Annotated in this window: 17 protein-coding genes; 10 read left to right on the forward strand and 7 right to left on the reverse strand. The window is 45.5% G+C overall.

Annotated elements, in window-relative coordinates; genetic code table 11:
• Positions 1-10: 10 nt before the first annotated feature.
• Together A9237_RS18975 and A9237_RS18980 are read right to left on the reverse strand one after the other, a co-directional pair.
• Positions 11-700 carry a VV20781 family protein gene (locus tag A9237_RS18975; protein WP_038893570.1) on the reverse strand — a complete coding sequence of 230 codons (690 nt, stop codon included), beginning with the start codon at positions 698-700 and terminating at the stop codon, positions 11-13.
• 12 nt (positions 701-712) lie between these two features.
• A complete protein-coding gene (locus A9237_RS18980) occupies positions 713-2,254 on the reverse strand; it encodes a hypothetical protein (protein WP_078609105.1) in 1,542 nt (513 codons plus the stop codon).
• A 369-nt stretch (positions 2,255-2,623) separates the two neighbouring features.
• Here A9237_RS18980 and A9237_RS18985 point away from each other — a divergent pair, with 369 nt between their 5' ends.
• Together A9237_RS18985 and A9237_RS18990 are read left to right on the forward strand one after the other, a co-directional pair.
• Positions 2,624-3,316: a response regulator transcription factor gene (locus tag A9237_RS18985; RefSeq protein WP_009704784.1), complete on the forward strand. Its 693-nt coding sequence runs from the start codon at positions 2,624-2,626 to the stop codon at positions 3,314-3,316.
• 3 nt (positions 3,317-3,319) lie between these two features.
• Positions 3,320-4,642 (forward strand): ATP-binding protein, encoded by a 1,323-nt coding sequence (locus tag A9237_RS18990; RefSeq protein WP_078609108.1) that lies wholly within the window; start codon positions 3,320-3,322, stop codon positions 4,640-4,642.
• Here the strand turns inward: A9237_RS18990 and A9237_RS18995 are convergent.
• Positions 4,623-5,279, reverse strand: coding sequence for a pyridoxamine 5'-phosphate oxidase family protein (locus A9237_RS18995; protein ID WP_078609110.1), 657 nt, complete (start codon positions 5,277-5,279; stop codon positions 4,623-4,625). The genes A9237_RS18990 and A9237_RS18995 overlap by 20 nt on opposite strands.
• 100 nt (positions 5,280-5,379) lie before the next feature.
• Here A9237_RS18995 and pdxR point away from each other — a divergent pair, with 100 nt between their 5' ends.
• Positions 5,380-6,810, forward strand: a complete 1,431-nt coding sequence (pdxR, locus tag A9237_RS19000; protein WP_078609112.1) for a MocR-like pyridoxine biosynthesis transcription factor PdxR — start codon at positions 5,380-5,382, stop codon at positions 6,808-6,810.
• Between the two features lie 20 nt (positions 6,811-6,830).
• Here pdxR and A9237_RS19005 read toward each other — a convergent pair whose 3' ends face one another.
• Positions 6,831-7,436, reverse strand: coding sequence for a TetR/AcrR family transcriptional regulator (locus A9237_RS19005; RefSeq protein WP_078609114.1), 606 nt, complete (start codon positions 7,434-7,436; stop codon positions 6,831-6,833).
• A 179-nt stretch (positions 7,437-7,615) separates the two neighbouring features.
• Between A9237_RS19005 and A9237_RS19010 the strand changes: the two genes are divergently transcribed.
• Positions 7,616-8,713, forward strand: a complete 1,098-nt coding sequence (locus A9237_RS19010; RefSeq protein WP_005442435.1) for an efflux RND transporter periplasmic adaptor subunit — start codon at positions 7,616-7,618, stop codon at positions 8,711-8,713.
• Positions 8,713-11,763 carry an efflux RND transporter permease subunit gene (locus A9237_RS19015; protein ID WP_078609116.1) on the forward strand — a complete coding sequence of 1,017 codons (3,051 nt, stop codon included), beginning with the start codon at positions 8,713-8,715 and terminating at the stop codon, positions 11,761-11,763. Before A9237_RS19010 ends, A9237_RS19015 begins: the two co-directional genes overlap by 1 nt.
• A 63-nt stretch (positions 11,764-11,826) precedes the next feature.
• Here the strand turns inward: A9237_RS19015 and yjeH are convergent, their stop codons facing one another.
• Positions 11,827-13,089 (reverse strand): L-methionine/branched-chain amino acid transporter, encoded by a 1,263-nt coding sequence (gene yjeH, locus A9237_RS19020; RefSeq protein WP_078609118.1) that lies wholly within the window; start codon positions 13,087-13,089, stop codon positions 11,827-11,829.
• A gap of 176 nt (positions 13,090-13,265) precedes the next feature.
• Between yjeH and A9237_RS19025 the strand changes: the two genes are divergently transcribed.
• From A9237_RS19025 to A9237_RS27565, 5 genes are all read left to right on the forward strand, one after another.
• Positions 13,266-13,721, forward strand: coding sequence for an Lrp/AsnC family transcriptional regulator (locus tag A9237_RS19025; RefSeq protein ID WP_005442432.1), 456 nt, complete (start codon positions 13,266-13,268; stop codon positions 13,719-13,721).
• Positions 13,718-14,095: a nuclear transport factor 2 family protein gene (locus A9237_RS19030; RefSeq protein ID WP_078609120.1), complete on the forward strand. Its 378-nt coding sequence runs from the start codon at positions 13,718-13,720 to the stop codon at positions 14,093-14,095. The genes A9237_RS19025 and A9237_RS19030 overlap by 4 nt, the downstream gene beginning before the upstream one ends.
• A complete protein-coding gene (locus tag A9237_RS19035) occupies positions 14,085-14,999 on the forward strand; it encodes a LysR family transcriptional regulator (protein ID WP_078609122.1) in 915 nt (304 codons plus the stop codon). Before A9237_RS19030 ends, A9237_RS19035 begins: the two co-directional genes overlap by 11 nt.
• Positions 15,000-15,107: 108 nt before the next feature.
• Complete coding sequence (locus A9237_RS19040; protein ID WP_009704775.1) at positions 15,108-15,722, forward strand: LysE family translocator; 615 nt, start codon at positions 15,108-15,110, stop codon at positions 15,720-15,722.
• Between the two features lie 337 nt (positions 15,723-16,059).
• The gene (locus tag A9237_RS27565; protein WP_227739837.1) at positions 16,060-16,398 is read left to right on the forward strand and encodes a hypothetical protein; all 339 of its coding nucleotides are present in this window, start codon (positions 16,060-16,062) and stop codon (positions 16,396-16,398) included.
• A 114-nt stretch (positions 16,399-16,512) separates the two neighbouring features.
• Here the strand turns inward: A9237_RS27565 and A9237_RS19050 are convergent, their stop codons facing one another.
• Positions 16,513-16,734, reverse strand: a complete 222-nt coding sequence (locus A9237_RS19050) for a hypothetical protein (RefSeq protein WP_005442428.1) — start codon at positions 16,732-16,734, stop codon at positions 16,513-16,515.
• A gap of 256 nt (positions 16,735-16,990) precedes the next feature.
• Positions 16,991-18,424, reverse strand: a complete 1,434-nt coding sequence (locus A9237_RS19055) for a glyceraldehyde-3-phosphate dehydrogenase (protein WP_005442427.1) — start codon at positions 18,422-18,424, stop codon at positions 16,991-16,993.
• Positions 18,425-18,904: the final 480 nt, after the last annotated feature.

Raw genomic sequence — 18,904 nt, forward strand, 5'->3', positions numbered from 1 at the left:
ATTTAGCCGCTTATTCTTCAGGGCGCCAGCTCAGTGCACTCGCAACAGCACCGATGGCAACCACATCTTTTTGTTTATCGTTAAGCTCTGGCAACATCTGTACGGCAATTGTGCCGTTCGTCTGCACTGCTGCTACTTCTTGTGTGCCTTGCTTGAAGCTGTAACCCAATGGAATGTCTACCGCCATCATGGAATCAGGGCTCGTGTGTACGGTTTCCACATTGAAATGTGTGTTGCCAACTCGAACGACGCCAGTCTCTTTTTTCTCAAGGCTGATGTCGATAAGTGCAGATTTTGGCTCCATCGCAAACTCACCGACTTTTTTACCATCTTGAGTAATGTCACAGGTGTATGGATCGTTGCCACCAAAATCAACGCCCATGTAGTTAACCGACATGCCGCCGCCTGTGCAGTTTAGGAGCCAAGTTTCACCGCTGTCTATGCGAGTTACTTCTGCGCCCATTGCGCCTTCTTTAAATGAGATGCGATTGAACCAGCTTGAGTTTGAAGCACTGCGTGAATATTTACCTTTGTACTTGCCAGCAAAATCAAAATGGCCATCTGCACCGAATCCCCAAAAATCGCCGTCGGTTTTCACCAACATTTCTGGTTGCGCTTTTACTGCATCAGTACGATCCATGACAGCAAGGCCACCACAACCAACAAGGAATAGAGGAGCGAGTAAAGTAAGTTTCTTCATGTTTTTCATTGTTTATAGCTTGGTTACATCTAAAGTTTGATCGGTGAATTGGATGTTCTGAATGTCGTATAGCTCGTCAGTGCCTGTGCTAGGACACTCAACAGAGACGTTCTTCGCTTTGATTACGATACATTCCGCCAGTTTGTGCGGCACGATGTAGGTGTTGACGCCGCCTTCACCATAAATGCTGTTGTCTTTGTTGTTGCCTTCAAACGTATTGTCTTGGTCATTACCGATGACATTCATTGCGTCGTCGCCAACGATTTTCACTTTTGTCAGCCACTGAGATTTGTAGGTGTACGCTTCTACCAAACCGTCTTTGTTTGGTGACATACGGAAGGTAGGCACCGTGCCCGGATTCGTTTTCTCTGTGTAAAGCTTGACGCCTGCAGAATCGATGTTTGCAGTGTATTGCAAATATCCGTGGAATAAGCCGCTAATCCAATCAACCGCTTGTGGATCTTGGGTTTGCATTTCCTCACGCGTTAATGCTTGGTACCCGTCTAAGCCTTGCCCGTTTGCTTTTGCTACGCCCATGTACGCTTCAAAAGCGGCAGCAAAATATTCGTGAGAATAAGAAGGGCCTGTTTGCTTAACACGTTCTGGATCGAAGTCGTCTGATTCCCAATCTTCCCAATCATCTTGTGTAGGGCGCCATACCGTTGGCTTGCTAGCTTGGATATCGTTATAGATGCTTAACGCATGAGCTTGAATGTCGTTTTGCAGTGTCGCAGTCGACGCGTTAGGTGCAATGCCTTGCGCTTGGACCAAGTGTAGAATTTCTTCAAAAGCGGCATCACGGTCGGCGTGGTTGCCAAGATTGGCACAGTAATCAGCAAAGTTGCTCATGTAATGGCAATCGCCTTCAACCGTGAGTTCTCGGTACATTAGAGATTGGCTGTTCATGAGCCAGTTTGGCGTGTCTTTGCTGCTCATTAGTGTCGTTATCAAAGACTCCACTAATGTGTCCATGTCGTCTTCGTTAAGTGCCATCATGTCAGCAATAAACTTGTCTAGTGAACTGGTATCAAAAGATTGAGATAACCCTGAGTCTGCGACGGCATCATTTAGCTTGCCTTGACGAAGTAGCTCACCAATAAAAATCTTGGTTAGCATTTCGTTATTCTGGTCATCGTTTGCTGTCAGCATTAGTGTCGCATCACGGTCGGCTAATGTCTTAGCGATACCAGACTTGTCGGCGCCGTACTTTGAATCCGGTTGGTTTGTGAGTAGGTGTTGGATGATTTTTGCGGCACGAAAGATTTTTTCATTATTCACACCGTCATCAACCGCCACAATGTGAAATGCATCGTCGCTGTTTGCTTCAGAAAGGGAGATTTTTACATAGTGGGTGAAGCCAGCATCTGCCGCTACTTTTAACTCGGCTGGAAATTCTGTAGAAACGGCAGTAGGGATAATAACGGTGTTCAATGTTGGGGTTGGTGGCGTTGGAGGTGTGGTTGTCGAGGTTTTCGAATTTGAGTCACTACCACCGCAAGCTGTTAGGCTAACCGCACACAACATGGCTAAAGGCGTTAATCGAGCGAATTTCATTTTTGTATTACTCACAGGCTGAGGGTTCGGTGGGAATTTAGGGGGAACAGAAAAATCTGTCTATATGAGCAAGCTGAGTCATAATGATTAGAAATGTTTTGTTGTAAGGTTTTTAATTCGATAAACCCAAAATAATAAAGGATTTATATATTGTCATGGTTGGTTTTAATTATTTAATGTTCTGTCTTTGATTTATAAATTGGTGATTTACTCTAATTGTCTTATTTTTAGTGTGGTTGGCTTTTATAAATGTATGGTTTGTAAGTGTTTGTAAGCGATCTCTTGTAGGAAAAAGTGCCGTGTATGTGGGTTGCGCCCTACAAAACGAACGATATACTTCTTCTGTTTTATAGATGGAGTGAATGGTTCATGGGTGGCAATAAAATCTTGCTAGTAGAGGATGATTCTGAGATTGCTCGACTAACCAAAATGTATCTAGAGGCGGAAGGCTATCTAGTCACAGTGGTCGATAATGGTCTAAACGCGTTAGAGGCGATTAAGGAACTCAAGCCGGAATTAGTGCTGTTAGATTTGATGCTACCCGGCAAAAATGGCGCGGAAATATGCCAAGAGGCGCGAGAGTTCTACCACGGTATCATCATTGTTTTAACCGCAACGGATGATGAGATGAGTGAAGTCAGCTTGTTTAAGTTTGGGGCTGATGATTACCTGACCAAACCGATCAAAGGTAATATTCTGCTCGCTCGCATTGAAGCCGCGTTGCGCCGCTATCGCCGCCAAGTGGATACCGTAGAAGAGACTGAATTGAGTCGATATGGTATTGACCTCTGCACACGTCGTTCCAAAGCTTACTACTTGGAACAAGACATCGATCTCACAGACTCTGAGTTTGAGATCCTAGAGCTCCTAATGCTCAACGTAGATAAGCCGGTCTCCCGAGAGTCATGCTGCCGTCTCGCACGAGGTATTGAATATTGCATTACCGATCGTTCAATTGACATGCGAATCTCCTCGCTCAGGAAAAAATTTTCCAAGGCTCATATCCATACCGCAACCATAAAAACCGTGCGTAATCGCGGCTATATGCTCACAGGGAAGTAGCGCATGTTTTCCATGTTTACTCGTCTTTACGTGGGGTTGGTGACTGGCCTCGCGTTAACGGTCGCGTTGTTCCTTTTCATGGGCGACGAGTACATGCGTAAAACAGAAGCCGGTATCTTCTTAAGCGACGGAGCTTACTTTGTTGACCAGTATATTGAGCAGCGAGGCTCACCCGATTCACTGTACAAAAAGCTCACCGCCAACGGAAAACAAGATTTCTTTATCTTCGACCTCACATTGTTGAACAACTGGGATGGCTCACCACCGTGCTTGGATTGCGAGTTGCTTTATCGTATGCAAGGGGTACCCGTTTATTTAATCGATGACAGTATCTACGCTGCGGTATTCCCGCTTCCTAATACGTCAGAGAGCTTGGTCTTTAAAGAAAAGCGTGACTTTTTCAGTCCAGATATCGATTGGGATGAAGATTCTGAGATCATTTTCGTTCTCACTCTGTTACTTACTGTGGTGTGCAGTTTAGGTGTCATGGTTTACATACCTGTACGCCGCCTTGATCGCCAGATCCGACAGCTGACGGCCGCACAACAACAATTTGGATCTGGTGAGTTGAATACGCGAGTCGATCTGAAGCAATTTTCGCAACCTGTGAAAGAACTTGCCCAAGGCTTCAACAACATGTCAGAAGACATAGAGAGGCGAGTACGTCAGACACACATCTTTACCCAAGCTATCCCTCACGAAGTTCGCACTCCGCTCAGCCGAATTCAGTTAGCGACCGATTTAGCAAGGCGCACCAGCGGTGAAATGCAGGCAGAGTTGCATGATGATATTGAACGGTACGTTGATGTCGTGACGGATTTAACGTCCGACATTGTCATGCTGTCTCGTTTGAGCGTCAAAAACCATTCTTTGAGTGATTCTGTTGAAACCATTGAACTGCCGCTTTGGTGCAAAAGCCGAATGAATTACCGAGGCTTAGAGTTCGCCAAGCTGACGGTAGAAAATGAACTCGCGTATCAATCCATTCACTTGCAACCGACTTTAGGTAACCTTGTCCTCGATAACTTGCTGCAGAACGCAAAACGTTACGGTGAATCTTGCGTTGAGGTGACGATTCGATCGGTTGAGCATTTCTGGATTGTTGATATCGAAGATGATGGTCCGGGCATCCCGGAAGCGATGCGAGAAGAAGTGTTTGTTCCATTTTCTCGTTTAGACAAAAGCCGCAACGCCGACGTGAAAGGTTTTGGTTTAGGACTTGCCATCGCTACCAGTGCAGCGAGGCAATTAGGTTGGGAACTTTCTGTCGGCGAGAGCCACTTAGGCGGTGCACGTTTTACGGTACTTATTCCTGCCAACGATTAGGGTAGGCACTGCGGTAATCTGGCTCAGCGATACCTTCATACAAATCGTCACAAGCTTGCAGTGGGCCTACGATGGTTCGGTAGGGCAAGACACCAGCCCAAACAGGAATGTCCATGTCTTCCGCATCGTCATTGACGCCAAAATTGCTGATTTTCACTGATGCTTCTGTGAGTGGAATACGCAGTAGCATGGTGGCTTTGAGTTCTTTCTCATTACTCAAACGGACTTCTTCGGTTCTCCCCGGAGCGATCTGTTCGATAAAGTGATTCAGTAATCTGTCTTTCTCTTGGTTACAATCCACAACCTCAAACTGACCAAAGACCACGGCGCTACGATAATGCGCGCTATGATGAAATGCACTTCGAGCTAATACCCAACCATCAAACAAAGTAAAGGTAAGGCACGTTTGCACTCCTTGTTTGAGTGAGCGTAACAATCGACTGTTGTTGGCACCATGGATATACACGTAATCATCGACACGCCATGCCAACATGGGAATAACTACAGGGCCAGACTCGTTGGTTATTGCAATATGAGCGATCAGGCTTTCATCTATGATGGCGTGCAGTTTGCTAACATCAGAGACGGCTTTATGTACGCCTTTCTTAATTTCCGTTCTATTGGTATTGGATAACATCTTTTCTCCTTATTTGCTCACATCGACGAGCACTTGCTCCTCAATCTCTGATTGCAATGTAGCGTTTAACTGGTAGCTTAAAGAGAGCCAGTTTTAACTAATGGGTGGATCCAGTTTGTCTTTGATTGATATCGGTGACCTGCATTTAAAAGAAAGTGATGGAACGCGTCAGCAAGCGTTGTTTTTTGCTATCCGCGAAAAGGTTGTTCAAGGACTGTGGGCGAAGAATGGGAAATTGCCGTCTACACGAAAGCTGTCACAAGAGCTTAATCTTAGTCGGAATACGGTAATTTCAGCCTACGAGCAGTTAGTGGCGGAAGGGTACTTGAACAGTCAGAAAGGTTCGGGTTTTTATGTTGCCGTAGAACTGCCGGAGCAGTATCTACCTGAACCGAGTTCAATCAAGACGGACTCTTCACCGAAAACCAACTTTGATATCAACCGCGCATTTGCACCGGGTGTGCCTGATTTGGAAGCGTTTCCGATGGCGCAATGGCAAAAGTTACTTGCTCGCCATCTCTCCCGCCCCTGCTTGTTGGGGAATCAAGATATTCAGGGCAGTTGGACATTACGCTGTGCTCTAGCTGACTACCTTGCATCAAGCCGCTCTGTGAATTGCTCCCCAGAGCGCATCATTATTACTTCTGGGGCGCAGCAAGCGTTGTCGATTGCGACGATGGTTGTTCTCAAGCAAGGCGATAAGGTTCTGATGGAGCAACCGGGTTACGCGCAAATGCGGAAGTTGATTCAATTCCAGCAGTATCAATTTGAGCCTTTATTCGTGCGAGAGAAACTAGGCTTTGATGTGGAAGCGGTGACCACAAGCGATGCCGATGCGCTGTATATCACCCCAAGTAATCAATATCCGATGGGCACCACACTCAATACCGAGCAAAGAGGGAAGATCATCAACTGGGCAGTCGAACAGTCACGCTGGATCATCGAGGACGATTATGACAGCGAATTCCAGTTTGCTCATCGCCCCTATACCAGTTTACAAGGGCTAGCGGCTCAAATGGGTCGAGACGATCGCGTGTTGTATGTGGGTTCTTTCAGTAAAGTGATGTTTAACGGCTTGCGGCTTGGCTACCTTGTGGTTCCTGAAGGTTTAGTGGAGCAATGTTTAGTGGTTAAAGATGCGTTGAGTGGTGATTCACCTACGCACACACAAGAAGCGTTGGCAGATTTTATTACTGAAGGTGGGTTATTACGTCATATCCGAAGAATACGCCGACTGTACAAAACTAAGCATGAGCAGATGTGTTTGGCGGTTGAAAAGCACTTTGGCGATAGAGTTGCGGTGATCAGTCAGGCTGCTGGTCTCCATATCACTTTAAAGTGGCAGCAGGGTATTGATGAACACGAATGGACGCAGCGTGCTCAGTCTAAAGGTATTGTGCTGCGTCCGATGAGTTTTTATGAGCATTCAGATTTTAGAACGCGAGATTGGCAAGGTGCAGTCTTAGGTTACGGCAATGTCGCGCTGAGTAAGATTGATGCTCTGGTTGAACAGCTTTCTGAGTTGTTTTAGTTGCTGAAGTATCACTTTAACTAACGTTGAATTGATGCTTCACAGGTGCTTGAGATAACAAAAACAAGATGTTCGATTTTCTGCTCTATCTCGTCTGAGGATGGAAGTGGTTTCATGTTGAACACGAATGGCCACAAAAACAGACCATTGAACAGGCTAGAATATGTATTAGAAAGCAAAGCACTATCAATGTGTTGTACTGCATTGGCCTGTTGGGCTTCCTCAAACCATTTCGCTAGGACGTGAGAACGATACAGCTTTGTTATGATTTGTTGAGCCATTTCTGGTTGGCGCAAAAATTCAGCCATCACCACACGAGTAAAGGGAATTCCATAAGTTTTGTAAAGAATTTCCACTTCACTCCGAGTTATGGCTGTCAGTTGTTCAGTCAGGCTCTTATGTGCATCAAACGGATAATGATTTTTTTCATCGACGCTTGATTTGATGATGGCAAGTATCGACTCAAACAATACTTCCTTACTCTTAAAGTGACGATAAAGAGTTCGCTTTGATACCCCTGCAGACGCACATACTCTATCCATATTCGCCTTGGTAAACCCATGTTCAATAAACTCTTCTTTAGCCGCAATAATAATGGCTAAACGCTTTTCTTCTATGAGTGCCATGGTCTCTCTCCTTTATGAGTTCCAGCCAATCTAACAAATTGATACAAACAGGTAAACTTATGAGTTTACCCTGTATTGAATTGGTCTTAAAATAAACTCTGAAGTTTACCTTTTTACAAAGTTGTCACATAACTGTTGGCCGGTAGGTTTATCGGTCACGCTCTTGGAGTGAAGTATCTATGGTCGTAGCAAAAGTTGGCCAAAAAGTTCTTAAATTGAGTGTAACCTCGGCATTGTTGATGTCCGTTATTAACCTTAACGGCTGTGGTAGTGAGGCGAATCCTTCCGTGGTTGTCCCTACTGCTAAGCCTGCACTTACCGAGGTAGTTAGTACCCAGTCAGCAACGGAGCTCAGCTTTAATGGCATCGTGCGTGCTGCAGATAGTGCAGATCTTGCTTTCCGAGTAAGTGGAAAACTGACCAATATTTTCGTTAAGGAAGGAGATGAAGTAAGCAAGGGGCAACTGCTTGCTTCCTTAGATGATAGAGATGCAAAAAATGCATTGGTGTCAGCGCAACTAGAGTTTGAGAATGTGTCTCGTGAGTACGAGCGAGCTCAAGCTGTATTTAAGAAAAGCCAAGCAATTTCAAAGGCTGACCTAGATACCATCACGACACGCTATAACCTTGCTCGTACACGCGTGGAAGATGCAAAACGTCACCTAGAATACACCCAAATCTTTGCTCCTTTTGATGGTGTGGTTGGACGCAAGTTGGTTGACAACTACATTCAAGTCCAAGCAAATGCACCGATCTTGATTGTTCATAATATTAATGATCTTGAGGTGGTCATCCACATTCCACATAAAGTGATGCTCTCTGGCAAAGAGGAGACCAAAGCGATTGCTGAAATCTCTGCCATTCCAGGTCAATCTTTTCCATTAAAGCTGCGTACAGTGGCGACCGTTGCAGACCCTGTATCTCAGACGTATCCGGTTGTGTTGGGCTTCGAGCACTTGAACGGTTTCCATGTATTACCGGGAATGGCGGTGAAAGTGTTGCCAGTTTCTTCTTCTGGTAAAGCTCAGAATCAACAAATTACTTTACCGCTGACGTCTATTGTCCCAGATAACCAAGGCAAGCAATTTGTCTGGGTTGTTGGTAATGACAACAAAGCACAGAAGCGTTATGTGGCGATTGGCGCGCTCAGCAAAGATCGCATTATTGTCACGGAACACCTTTCGTTGGGTGAGAAGGTGATCATTGCTGGGGTATCAAGTGTGAGAGAGGGTATGGAAGTTCGCCCTTACACGGATGATCGCGCTGGAGCACAATGATGGACATTGCACGTTATACCATAGCCAAGCGAACGAGTGTTTGGGTGCTGATTGCTCTGATACTGTTAGGCGGTTACATCAGTTACCTCAAACTAGGCCGCTTTGAGGATCCTGAGTTTGTTATTCGTCAGGCGGTGATTGCAACCCCATACTCAGGTGCGACGGCACAGGAAGTCTCTGATGAAGTGACCGATGTTATCGAAGGTGCTGTTCAGGCTTTGCAAGAAGTCAAAGAAGTGAAATCCGTCTCGATGCAAGGAATGTCAGAGGTCACGGTCGAGATCAAGTTGGAGTTTGCAGGCAGCGCCGCAGAGCTACAGCAAGTATGGGATAAACTTCGCCGTAAAGTGACAGACGCACAGCGCCTGCTTCCACCGGGAGCAGGGCCATCAATTGTGAATGATGACTTTGCGGATGTGTATGCCTTGTTCTTTGCCGTTACTGGTGAAGGGTTCAGCGATAAGCAATTGCAAGATTATGTCGATAGCTTACGTCGTGAAATCGTACTTGTTCCGGGGGTAGCGAAAACAGCGACGCTGGCACAACAGCAAGAAACCATCTTCGTGGAAATCTCAAGTGAGCGCTTAGCCGAATTTGGTGTATCAGTTGAGAAAGTGTTTCAGGTTCTGCAAAAGCAAAACTTAGTCACAGTAGCTGGCAGCATCGAAACCAACGCAATGCGCATTCCTGTTATCCCAAGTTCCAATATTGACTCTGTTGCCGACCTTAAAAACCTGCAAGTCGGACTGGGTAACAACAATACTGTGCTTCGTTTAGGCGACATTGCAGACATCACTCGCGGTTACCAAACACCAGCAACCATGTTGATGCGTTTCAACGGTGAACGAGCAGTGGGCTTTGGTATCTCCAACGTATCCGGCGGTAACGTGGTGGATATGGGAGATGCAGTAAAAGCACGCTTGGCCGAGTTGGAAAGTCAGCGTCCATTGGGGATGGAGCTGAATGTGATTTCGATGCAGTCAGACTCTGTACGCGCATCGGTTGCGAACTTTATCGACAACTTGATCGCTGCGGTTGGCATTGTATTCGTCGTGCTTCTGCTGTTTATGGGGGTACGCTCGGGCGTCATTATCGGTTTCGTTCTTCTACTAACGGTGGCTGGCACCCTGTGCATCATGCTCATTGAAGATATTGCAATGCAGCGAATCTCTCTTGGGGCGTTGATCATTGCCTTGGGTATGCTGGTGGATAATGCCATTGTAGTGACCGACGGTATCTTGGTTCGTTTTCAACAAGATCCAAACGCCGATCGTAACGCTGTGGTGTCTGAAGTTGTCGATGCAACCAAATGGCCTTTGTTAGGAGGAACCGTCGTTGGTATCTGTGCATTCAGTGCGATTGGTTTATCACCTTCAGATATGGGGGAATACGCAGGTTCTCTGTTTTGGGTGATCCTTTACTCAATGCTCCTTAGTTGGGTATTCGCAGTCACAGTAACGCCAATGCTGTGTCACGATTTCCTCAAAGTAAAAGCGGCAAATGCAGATAAGAAGCCTAGTCGCGTCGTGGCAAGCTACAAGTCACTGCTCGCATGGGTATTGAAATACCGCATCATCAGTTGTGCACTGTTGCTGGGAATGATGACAGCAGCAATTTGGGGCGTGAAGTTTGTACCACCGGGCTTTATGCCAGAGTCTCAACGCCCGCAATTTGTTGTGGATGTTTACTTGCCGCAAGGCTCTGATATCAAACGTACCGAGGCAGTGGTTGCGAGTATTGAGCAAGATGTGAAAGCCAAAGAGGGAATTACCAACATCACCAGTTTTATCGGTGGTGGCGGCTTACGTTTCATGCTGACCTACGCGCCAGAAGCTCGTAACCCAAGTTACGGTCAACTGCTGATTGATATCGACGATTACACAAAGATCGCTCCATTACTGGGTGAGCTACAAAGTGAGTTGGAAGCCAAATACCCAGATGCGTCCATCAAAGTGTGGAAGTTCATGCTTGGTCGCGGAGGCGGTAAGAAGATAGAAGCCGGTTTCAAAGGGCCTGATAGTGCGGTGTTGCGTCAACTGGCAGAGCAAGCGAAAGCCATCATGCTAGCAGACAGCAAATTGATAGCGGTTCAGGATGATTGGCGTCAACAAGTTCCTGTGCTTCGCCCTGCATATTCTGCCGAAGAAGCGCAAAGATATGGGCTGACAACGATGGAAATTAATCAGGCTATCGCGCAAACCCTAACAGGCCGAAACGTGGGCGTGTATCGAGAGGGAGATGATTTGATCCCAATCGTTGTCCGTGCGCCAGAAAGTGAGCGCAGCCACCAACGTGCGATTGAAAATACGGAAGTTTTTAGCCCAACGGTCGGTGCTTATATTCCGGTAAGTCAACTGGTTAACTCTGTGGATGTGATATACCAAGATGCCATTTTGCGTCGAATTGACCGCATGCCGACGATTTTGGTGCAAGCGGATCCAGCTCCGGGTGTATTAACAGCAGATGCATTCAAGCAAGTACGTTCTCAAATTGAAGCCATCGAGTTGCCAGCAGGGTACGAGTTGAAATGGTATGGGGAATATAAAGCGTCGAAAGATGCCAATGAAGGGTTAGTTATCTCAGCGCCATACGGGTTTGCTGCGATGATCCTTTCGGTGATTTTCATGTTCAACGCACTGCGTCAGCCATTGGTGATTTGGCTAACGGCACCGCTCGCGGTTGTCGGCGTCACCGTGGGGCTTATCATCTTCCAAACACCGTTTGAGTTTATGGCTATTCTCGGCTTCTTAAGCTTGATTGGTATGATGGTGAAAAACGCGATTGTATTGGTGGACCAAGCGGATGTTGAAATTCGTGAAGGTAAAACACCGTATACCGCGATTATTGATGCAGCACTAAGTCGCGCTCGTCCGGTTCTACTGGGCGCATTCACGACTATTTTGGGTGTTGCCCCGCTGTTGGTTGACCCGTTCTTTAAGAGCATGGCGGTGACCATTATGTTCGGTCTATTGTTTGCCACGATTCTTACTTTGGTTGTCATCCCGCTGTTTTACGCCATTTTCTTCCGCGTAAAAATAGAGACGGCATAAATTATCGTTAAAACTTAAGAAGGAGCCATTTGGCTCCTTCCTTTTTTTGGGTACTTGTTTGACTTATTCAGTCACCCGTCTAGTGTGCTTTTTTCGCCATTGCTTCCAAGGTAAAGAGAGCACGGCAAAAATAGTAACGGCGTAGAGCATAGACCAACCTAAACAAATGAATACTGCGGTGCACAACACAAGAGAAACTCCCGCGAGGATCTTTCCCCAACCTTGCAACAACTTATAAGCGGCAAGCATGGCGAGTAGGTAAACCAGCACAAAAATACCATTAGCAAGTTTAAGGAAGAACTCCAAATCCAATCCGGATAGCGAACCAATAACACAAGAAGCAAGCAATATAGCGCCGACGATTAACGTGGCATTTGCTGGAACGCCTCGAGCTGACACTCTCGCGATGGCGCTGGTTGGCTTGTGTTCTCTTGCTTGCGCCCACACCATTCGAGCTAGGCTTTGAGTGTAGAGGTTCACACTTGCAAAACACGCAGAGAAACCGATAACACTGATTAGCCATTTGGCGTGATTACCAAATAGATGGGCACTTAGCCAAGGAATCGATGCACTGTCGAACTCTGCACTGCCGTAAGCACCAAATTTTAGTATCACAACAGAACATGCCCAATAGGTCGCGCCCGCGACAAAACAGCCAACGATAATCGCAATTGGGAAGTCTCGTTGTGGGTTCTTAAACTCTTCGCCCATATGAGCAAAAGCTTCTATTCCAACAAAACACCAGAACATCACGCCCAAAGCTGCTGCAATCGACCACATTGAATCCATCGTAATGACAGGCATGGTTAAATCGACAGAACCAACATCGCCTTTCCACAGAAATGCACCGACCAAAGCAAAAATGCTCAGTGCGATGATGGTTTGTAAGCGACCTGATGATTTGGTACCGAGCAAATTGACCACCATTAACAGAGCGACCGTGAGAATTTGAGCGAAAAGGTGATTACTAATGGACTCTGGTAACAGTTGTTGTAAAAAGCCTGCAGCAAGTGCGACAGCAGCAGGGACACCAACAGGAATGACGCTAACGAACAACCACGCCACGCTGCTCTCTAGCTTACTGTTGAAGGCTTTGCGGACGAAAAACGCTGTGCCGCCAGCACTTGGGTAGCGTTTGCCTAACTGAGCAAAGGTAAGCGCGATAGGGCAAATAGCGATGAATAAGATAATCCAAGCCCAAAGCGAGAAGTGACCTGCAATGCCAGCGGCAATCGCTGGGATCATAAATAGACCTGTGCCCATTAAGGTTGTTGAGAGCTGACCGATTCCGGATATCAGCGTAATGTCTTTTTTGAGTTGTTCCATAACGACCTCTGAACGTCTAGGTAATGCAAGCCATAAGCATATCTAAATTCTGCACAGCAAAATGATGTTGTCGACCGTCAAAATGACGGTTGTTTTGCCGATAAACCGCAAATTGTCGGTTTTCAATAAGTTGTAATTGAGTAGAATGACTAAATTAAGGAAAGCTTGGTGATGTTATGGACAAATTTGATCATCAGATCATAGACCTCTTACGGCAGAACGCCCGTCTCTCTATTACTGAAATCTCAGAGCAAGTTAACTTGTCACGTTCTGCTGTGACCGCACGAATCAAAAAGCTAGAAAAAGACCAAGTGATCCTTGGCTATCATGCCGATATTGCGACATCGAAAGAGTCGACGATTTGCGCGTATATGGCGCTGAAGTTTGATACATCAGCCTCTAGCCATCACTGTGATAATTACGCTAACGATCTGTACAAAATCGATGGCGTGAAATGGTGCCATGCGATCAGTGGTGAAACCGATATGATGTTATTCGTCGAAGTGCCGAATATCGCTCGTCTCAACGAGATTCGAGACTATATCCAAAGCTATCCAGAACTTCGTAACGTGATGACACATACCGTGTTAACGGAGTTTTTCAATACCACAGGGAGCAAGTTCGTAAAATGACCGAGAAAGATATCGTCCTCAATTTCTGGAAAGTCATGGCAAGCAATGACTTCTATGCGGCAGCGGAACTCCTCGCGCCCGATTGTGAAGTTGTTTGGCCGCTGACAAAAGAAGTGATTCGTGGCAGAAGGAATTTTGCCCAATTGAATTCTGCTTACCCAGCAAAAGGTGAGTGGACTTTTACGATTGAGCGTATTGTGGGGGAAGGCGAACAGGTGGTCACTGATGTGGTAGTTAGTGATGGGGTTCGCTCTGATCGCGCGATTACTTTTCACACTGTGCGAGATGGATTGATTTGCAAGCAAGTTGAATATTGGCCAGAAGAGTATGCCGCTGCAGATTGGCGCGCGAAATGGGTAGAACGTGCTGAATAACATTAACCTTAATCTGCTGCGTTCTTTGCATGTATTGCTTGAAGAATGCCATGTGAGCAGAACTGCTGAGCGTTTACACATCACTCAATCGGCGGTAAGCCGTCAATTAGCGCAATTACGTGAATTGTGCGGTGACCCTTTATTAGTTCGGCAGGGTAACCAACTCATTCCAACACCAAGAGCATTGCTTCTAAAAGAGAAGTTGGATGATTTGTTAGCGGAATTCGATCACCTTCTCGATGACAAGCCTTTTGAACCTGAGGATTGGAAAGCAGAGTTAGTATTTGCATCGAGTGATTATGTCGCCCAATACGTTCTCCCTGACATTGCCTCTCACCTGAGTGGCTTTGCTCCTCAGTTAGATATGGCGTACCGACTATGGCAGCCAGACTTTCTCGATAAGCTGCATGAGACTGGTATTCATATCGCGTCTTCCATGTATCCAGAGAAGCCTCAGGGTGTATCTAGTGTGAAGATTGGTGAAGACTCATCAGTTTGTTTGATGAAAGCTTCTCATCCGTTAGCAAAGCAAGACTGCATCAGTGTTGAAGATTTAATTTCTTACTCCCACATTAAAGTCACAGGTGGTGGGGACAAAGATTCGTACACCGACTTAGCATTAAGAGAACTAGGGCATACACGTCATATTACGTTCAAAGTGCCTTTCTTCTCTGCTGCCATCAATCGCTTAGTTTCTAGTGAGCATCTGATGGTGGTTCCAGAGCATATTGCGGTCAATCTTGCGAAGCATTGGGACTTAGCCCATAAAGCACTGCCTCTCGAAACGCCCATTCATCAGTATTGGTTAATGTGGCATCCAAAATACGATACCGATCCTGCGCATAAATGGGTGCGCGAAGAGATTCGTTCGGTCATGCAGATTTCAGAGTATTCCATCCGATAATAAATGCCTTATTAGGTTATGATTTGAAATCATGCTTAGTATGAAAAACTTTGATTTCTAATTATACCTGTTCCGTTGATAGATTAGCGTCAAAGAGGGGAGATTCTTATGACACTAACAGTTTGGTTATCACTTTTTACCGTGTGTTTATTAGGGGCAATGTCACCAGGCCCGAGTTTAGCGATTGTCGCTAAGCACTCGTTAGCTGGTGGCCGCATGAATGGTTTGGCTACCGCATGGGCGCACGCGTTTGGTATTGGTATCTATGCGTTCATTACCTTGATAGGTTTGGCTGTGGTACTTCAACAAAGCCCATTGCTATTTAAGACTATCAGTTTGGCAGGTGCTGCTTACTTGGCGTATCTCGGTTTCAATGCATTACGCTCAAAAGGTGGTGTGGCAGCGAAGCTCGAATCCGGTGAAGAGACGACGGTTTTACAATCGGCGCGAGAAGGCTTTCTTATTTCGATTCTAAGCCCGAAAATTGCGCTGTTCTTCATCGCATTGTTCAGCCAGTTTGTGGCGCTAGGTAACGATCTGAGCAACCAAATGATTATCGTCGCGACACCGTTCGTCGTTGATGGTTTGTGGTACACCTTCATCACATTGGTGCTGTCGAACTCGCGCGTTGTGGACCGTATTCGCTCAAAGGCAGTACTGATTGACCGACTATCTGGCATCGTTTTAATGCTATTAGCGGTGCGAGTGGTTGTGACGATTTGATCATCATCCAACTTGTCAAAAGCAGCCTAAATTGGCTGCTTTTTTTGTTTAATTAGTTTGATTTTTTTATGAATTATTCGCATTCATTTGACATGCTCTATAGTTAAAAAGATTATTATCAATAAATGTTACCTTGGTTCATAAATCAGGTATTATTGGTGAGATTCCCTACTCTGACAGTGAAGTCTCTAGCTAGAATCATCATTCAACTAGTGTATTTAACATGGTGACTAATTTGGTCGCATATAACACCTAGATAACTTGTTCGAACAAATGGATTTTCCTTACCCGCCGCACAAATGGGTTTAAACAAGATCTTGATTTAAGTGAGAGAAAAGTGAAAAAAACACTTGGCTTGATTCCTGCTGCGTTATTGACTGGCTTGCTTTTTTTAGCTTGGTTTTTTCTGACTGGAAAGAGTTCGATGGGTTTTCTAAGCCTATTCTTTTTTACCGTTAGCTGTGCGTTTTTAATTCGATCGTACATGCATAAAATTGATCCTGAATCCTCTTTGTATATCAGGAGCAAGATTGAAGATATTCGCGGTGAAGGAAAAGCCGCTTTTCTGTGTGGTGAGCCGAAAGTGGCGAACCCTTATACAGGTGCTGATGGTGAGCTTTGGGATGAAGGTTATGATTTAGCTAGTAAACAAAACGCCCAAGAGAACAAACTCTAATTTTGCCATTGTTTTTTTCTACAGACAAAAAAACATCCTAACTCTTAACGAGATAGGATGTCAGCAAAGAAGGTTGCTCAGGAACATAGGGGGAGTGTGGAATCTTCAGAAGCGTTAGCGACGAACTTCTTCAAACTCGCCTTCAATCGCGTCGGATTTGCCCGTATTGAATTCATACTCTTCATGCATTTCTTGTTGCATTTGCTTCACGCGCTTTTCAATACGTTTACCAGTAATCAGTGCAGCGATGGTCAATGGAATCGCCATGATTAGGCTGAATACCAAAGTAAAAAAGCCAGTAATCAGTGCTAGTGCAGTAACGATAATTCGATTCATAATCATGACCTCTCTTTCAATCTATGGGTTCATATTACGAGTTTGAATATGAACGAAACATGAATATACCGTTCAATTTCGCATCGATTTGTCTGAGGAATGTCAAAGTGTCTTAAAAACGAAAAAACGCCTGAGGGTCATCAGGCGTATAAGCGGGGAAGTATATTAGTAATGCGCAAGGCGCTTATTATTTAAAACAAATGCTGGGGTGTTGCTCGTTACACATTGTGGTTAACGTTGTGGAGCAAGGTTCACCTTATTGAGGGAATGTTTGGTAACGAACGCCCATCATTTGTTCCATACAGTGCACAACTTGGCAGCTGTAACCGAATTCGTTGTCGTACCAGATGTACAGTACACAACGCTTGTCTTGAGCAATGGTCGCTTGGCCATCTACTACACCTGCGTGGCGAGAGCCAACTAGGTCGCTTGATACGATTTCTGTCGAATCTGTGTAATCGATCTGTGCAGAAAGCTCAGAGTTCAATGCCATTTCACGTAGGTATTCGTTTAGCGAATCACGGTCTACATCTTCACCTAAGTTCAGGTTCGCAACTGCCATTGATACGTTTGGAGTCGGTACACGAATTGCGTTGCCTGTCAGCTTACCTGCAAGTTCTGGCAGTGCTTTTGCTACCGCTTTTGCTGCGCCTGTTGATGTTAGAACCATGTTCAGTGAAGCGCTACGACCACGACGATCGCCTGAGTGGAAGTTGTCGATTAGGTTTTGATCGTTGGTGTAAGAGTGAACTGTCTCAATATGGCCAGACAGCACGCCGTATTTATCGTTAAGTGCTTTTAGAACCGGAGTGATGGCGTTAGTCGTACAACTTGCTGCAGAGATGATGGTGTCATCTTCTTGAATCACAGATTCATTCACACCAAATACGACGTTCTTGATGTCGCCTTTACCTGGCGCGGTAAGCAGTACTTTCTCTGCTCCGTTACAAGCTACGTGTTGGCTAAGACCTTCGGCATCACGCCAAACACCTGTGTTATCGACAACAAGCGCATTGTTGATGCCATAAACCGAGTAATCCACATCACTTGGGCTGTTAGCGTAAATGATTTGAATGTAGTTACCGTTCACGATCAGCGCTTTACGCTCTTCGTCAATCACGATACTACCGTTGAATTGTCCATGAACGGAGTCACGACGCAGCAAGCTAGCACGCTTTTCTAGGTCGCCTTTCTTACCGCCACGCACAACAATTGCACGCAGACGCAGTGGGTAACCAGGACCGCTCTTTTCAATCAGCAGGCGAGTCAATAGGCGACCGATACGACCGAAACCATACAGCACCACATCACGAGCAGCCAGAGATGAATCTGCATCGCGAGCACCATGTAAAGCGGTGTGTAAGAAGTCGTTAAGTGCAGCTGTGTCTTCGTGATCTTTCCAGTACATACCAGCAAGCTGACCAACATCTACGCGGCAAGATGAAATGCTCATTTCGCACAATGCTTGGATGATTGGCATGGTTTGTTCTAGAGAGAGAGGGCTTCCGGTGTAACGTCTTGCAATACGGTGAGTTTTGAGAATGTCTATGGTTGTTGCGTTGATAAGTGTTTTACCAAACAGAACCACTTCGATTCCTTTTTGACGATACAGCTTACCAATAAGAGGGGAGATAGATTCAGCAATCGTTTGGCTAGTTTGCCAGTCTTGGAGATATTTCTCTGGACTCATTGTTGTTTTGGACCTTTCACGTTTTGGGGGCTGACCTTACTTTCTGCTGTTACCTCAACGGTAGAGCGTGAAGTGAGGGTGTTTTGTAATTGGGTTGTAATAATTATGTGTGCGGATTGTACGGGTGGAGGTCTTATTCTGCTAGGAAAAATAAATCCAGTTTAAAGTGTCGTGAATCGTCTTTTTGATGGTCGATTAATGTGACTAAGGCAGGGTTTGATGGGGATTGACTTTTTACAAATATGAAACTTAATTCGCGATGATAACGGATCGCTTCAAATGGAAAGATTGTAACAATGATATTTTTTGTTTGGTTTTTGTGATGCCCGTTTTCTTTAACACGAAAATAGTAAACGTTTCAGGCGCTTTTTAGCGATAGTTCGGGATTCACCAATGGTATGAGTCGATTTAACCAAATCTGTTTAAAATTGATGCTGCAAAATTTTGCAAGCAATCACACTTTTTGTTTGGTTAACCTTG

Origin of the sequence: Vibrio owensii (assembly GCF_002021755.1) — a bacterium.
Taxonomy (GTDB): Bacteria; Pseudomonadota; Gammaproteobacteria; order Enterobacterales; family Vibrionaceae; genus Vibrio; species Vibrio owensii.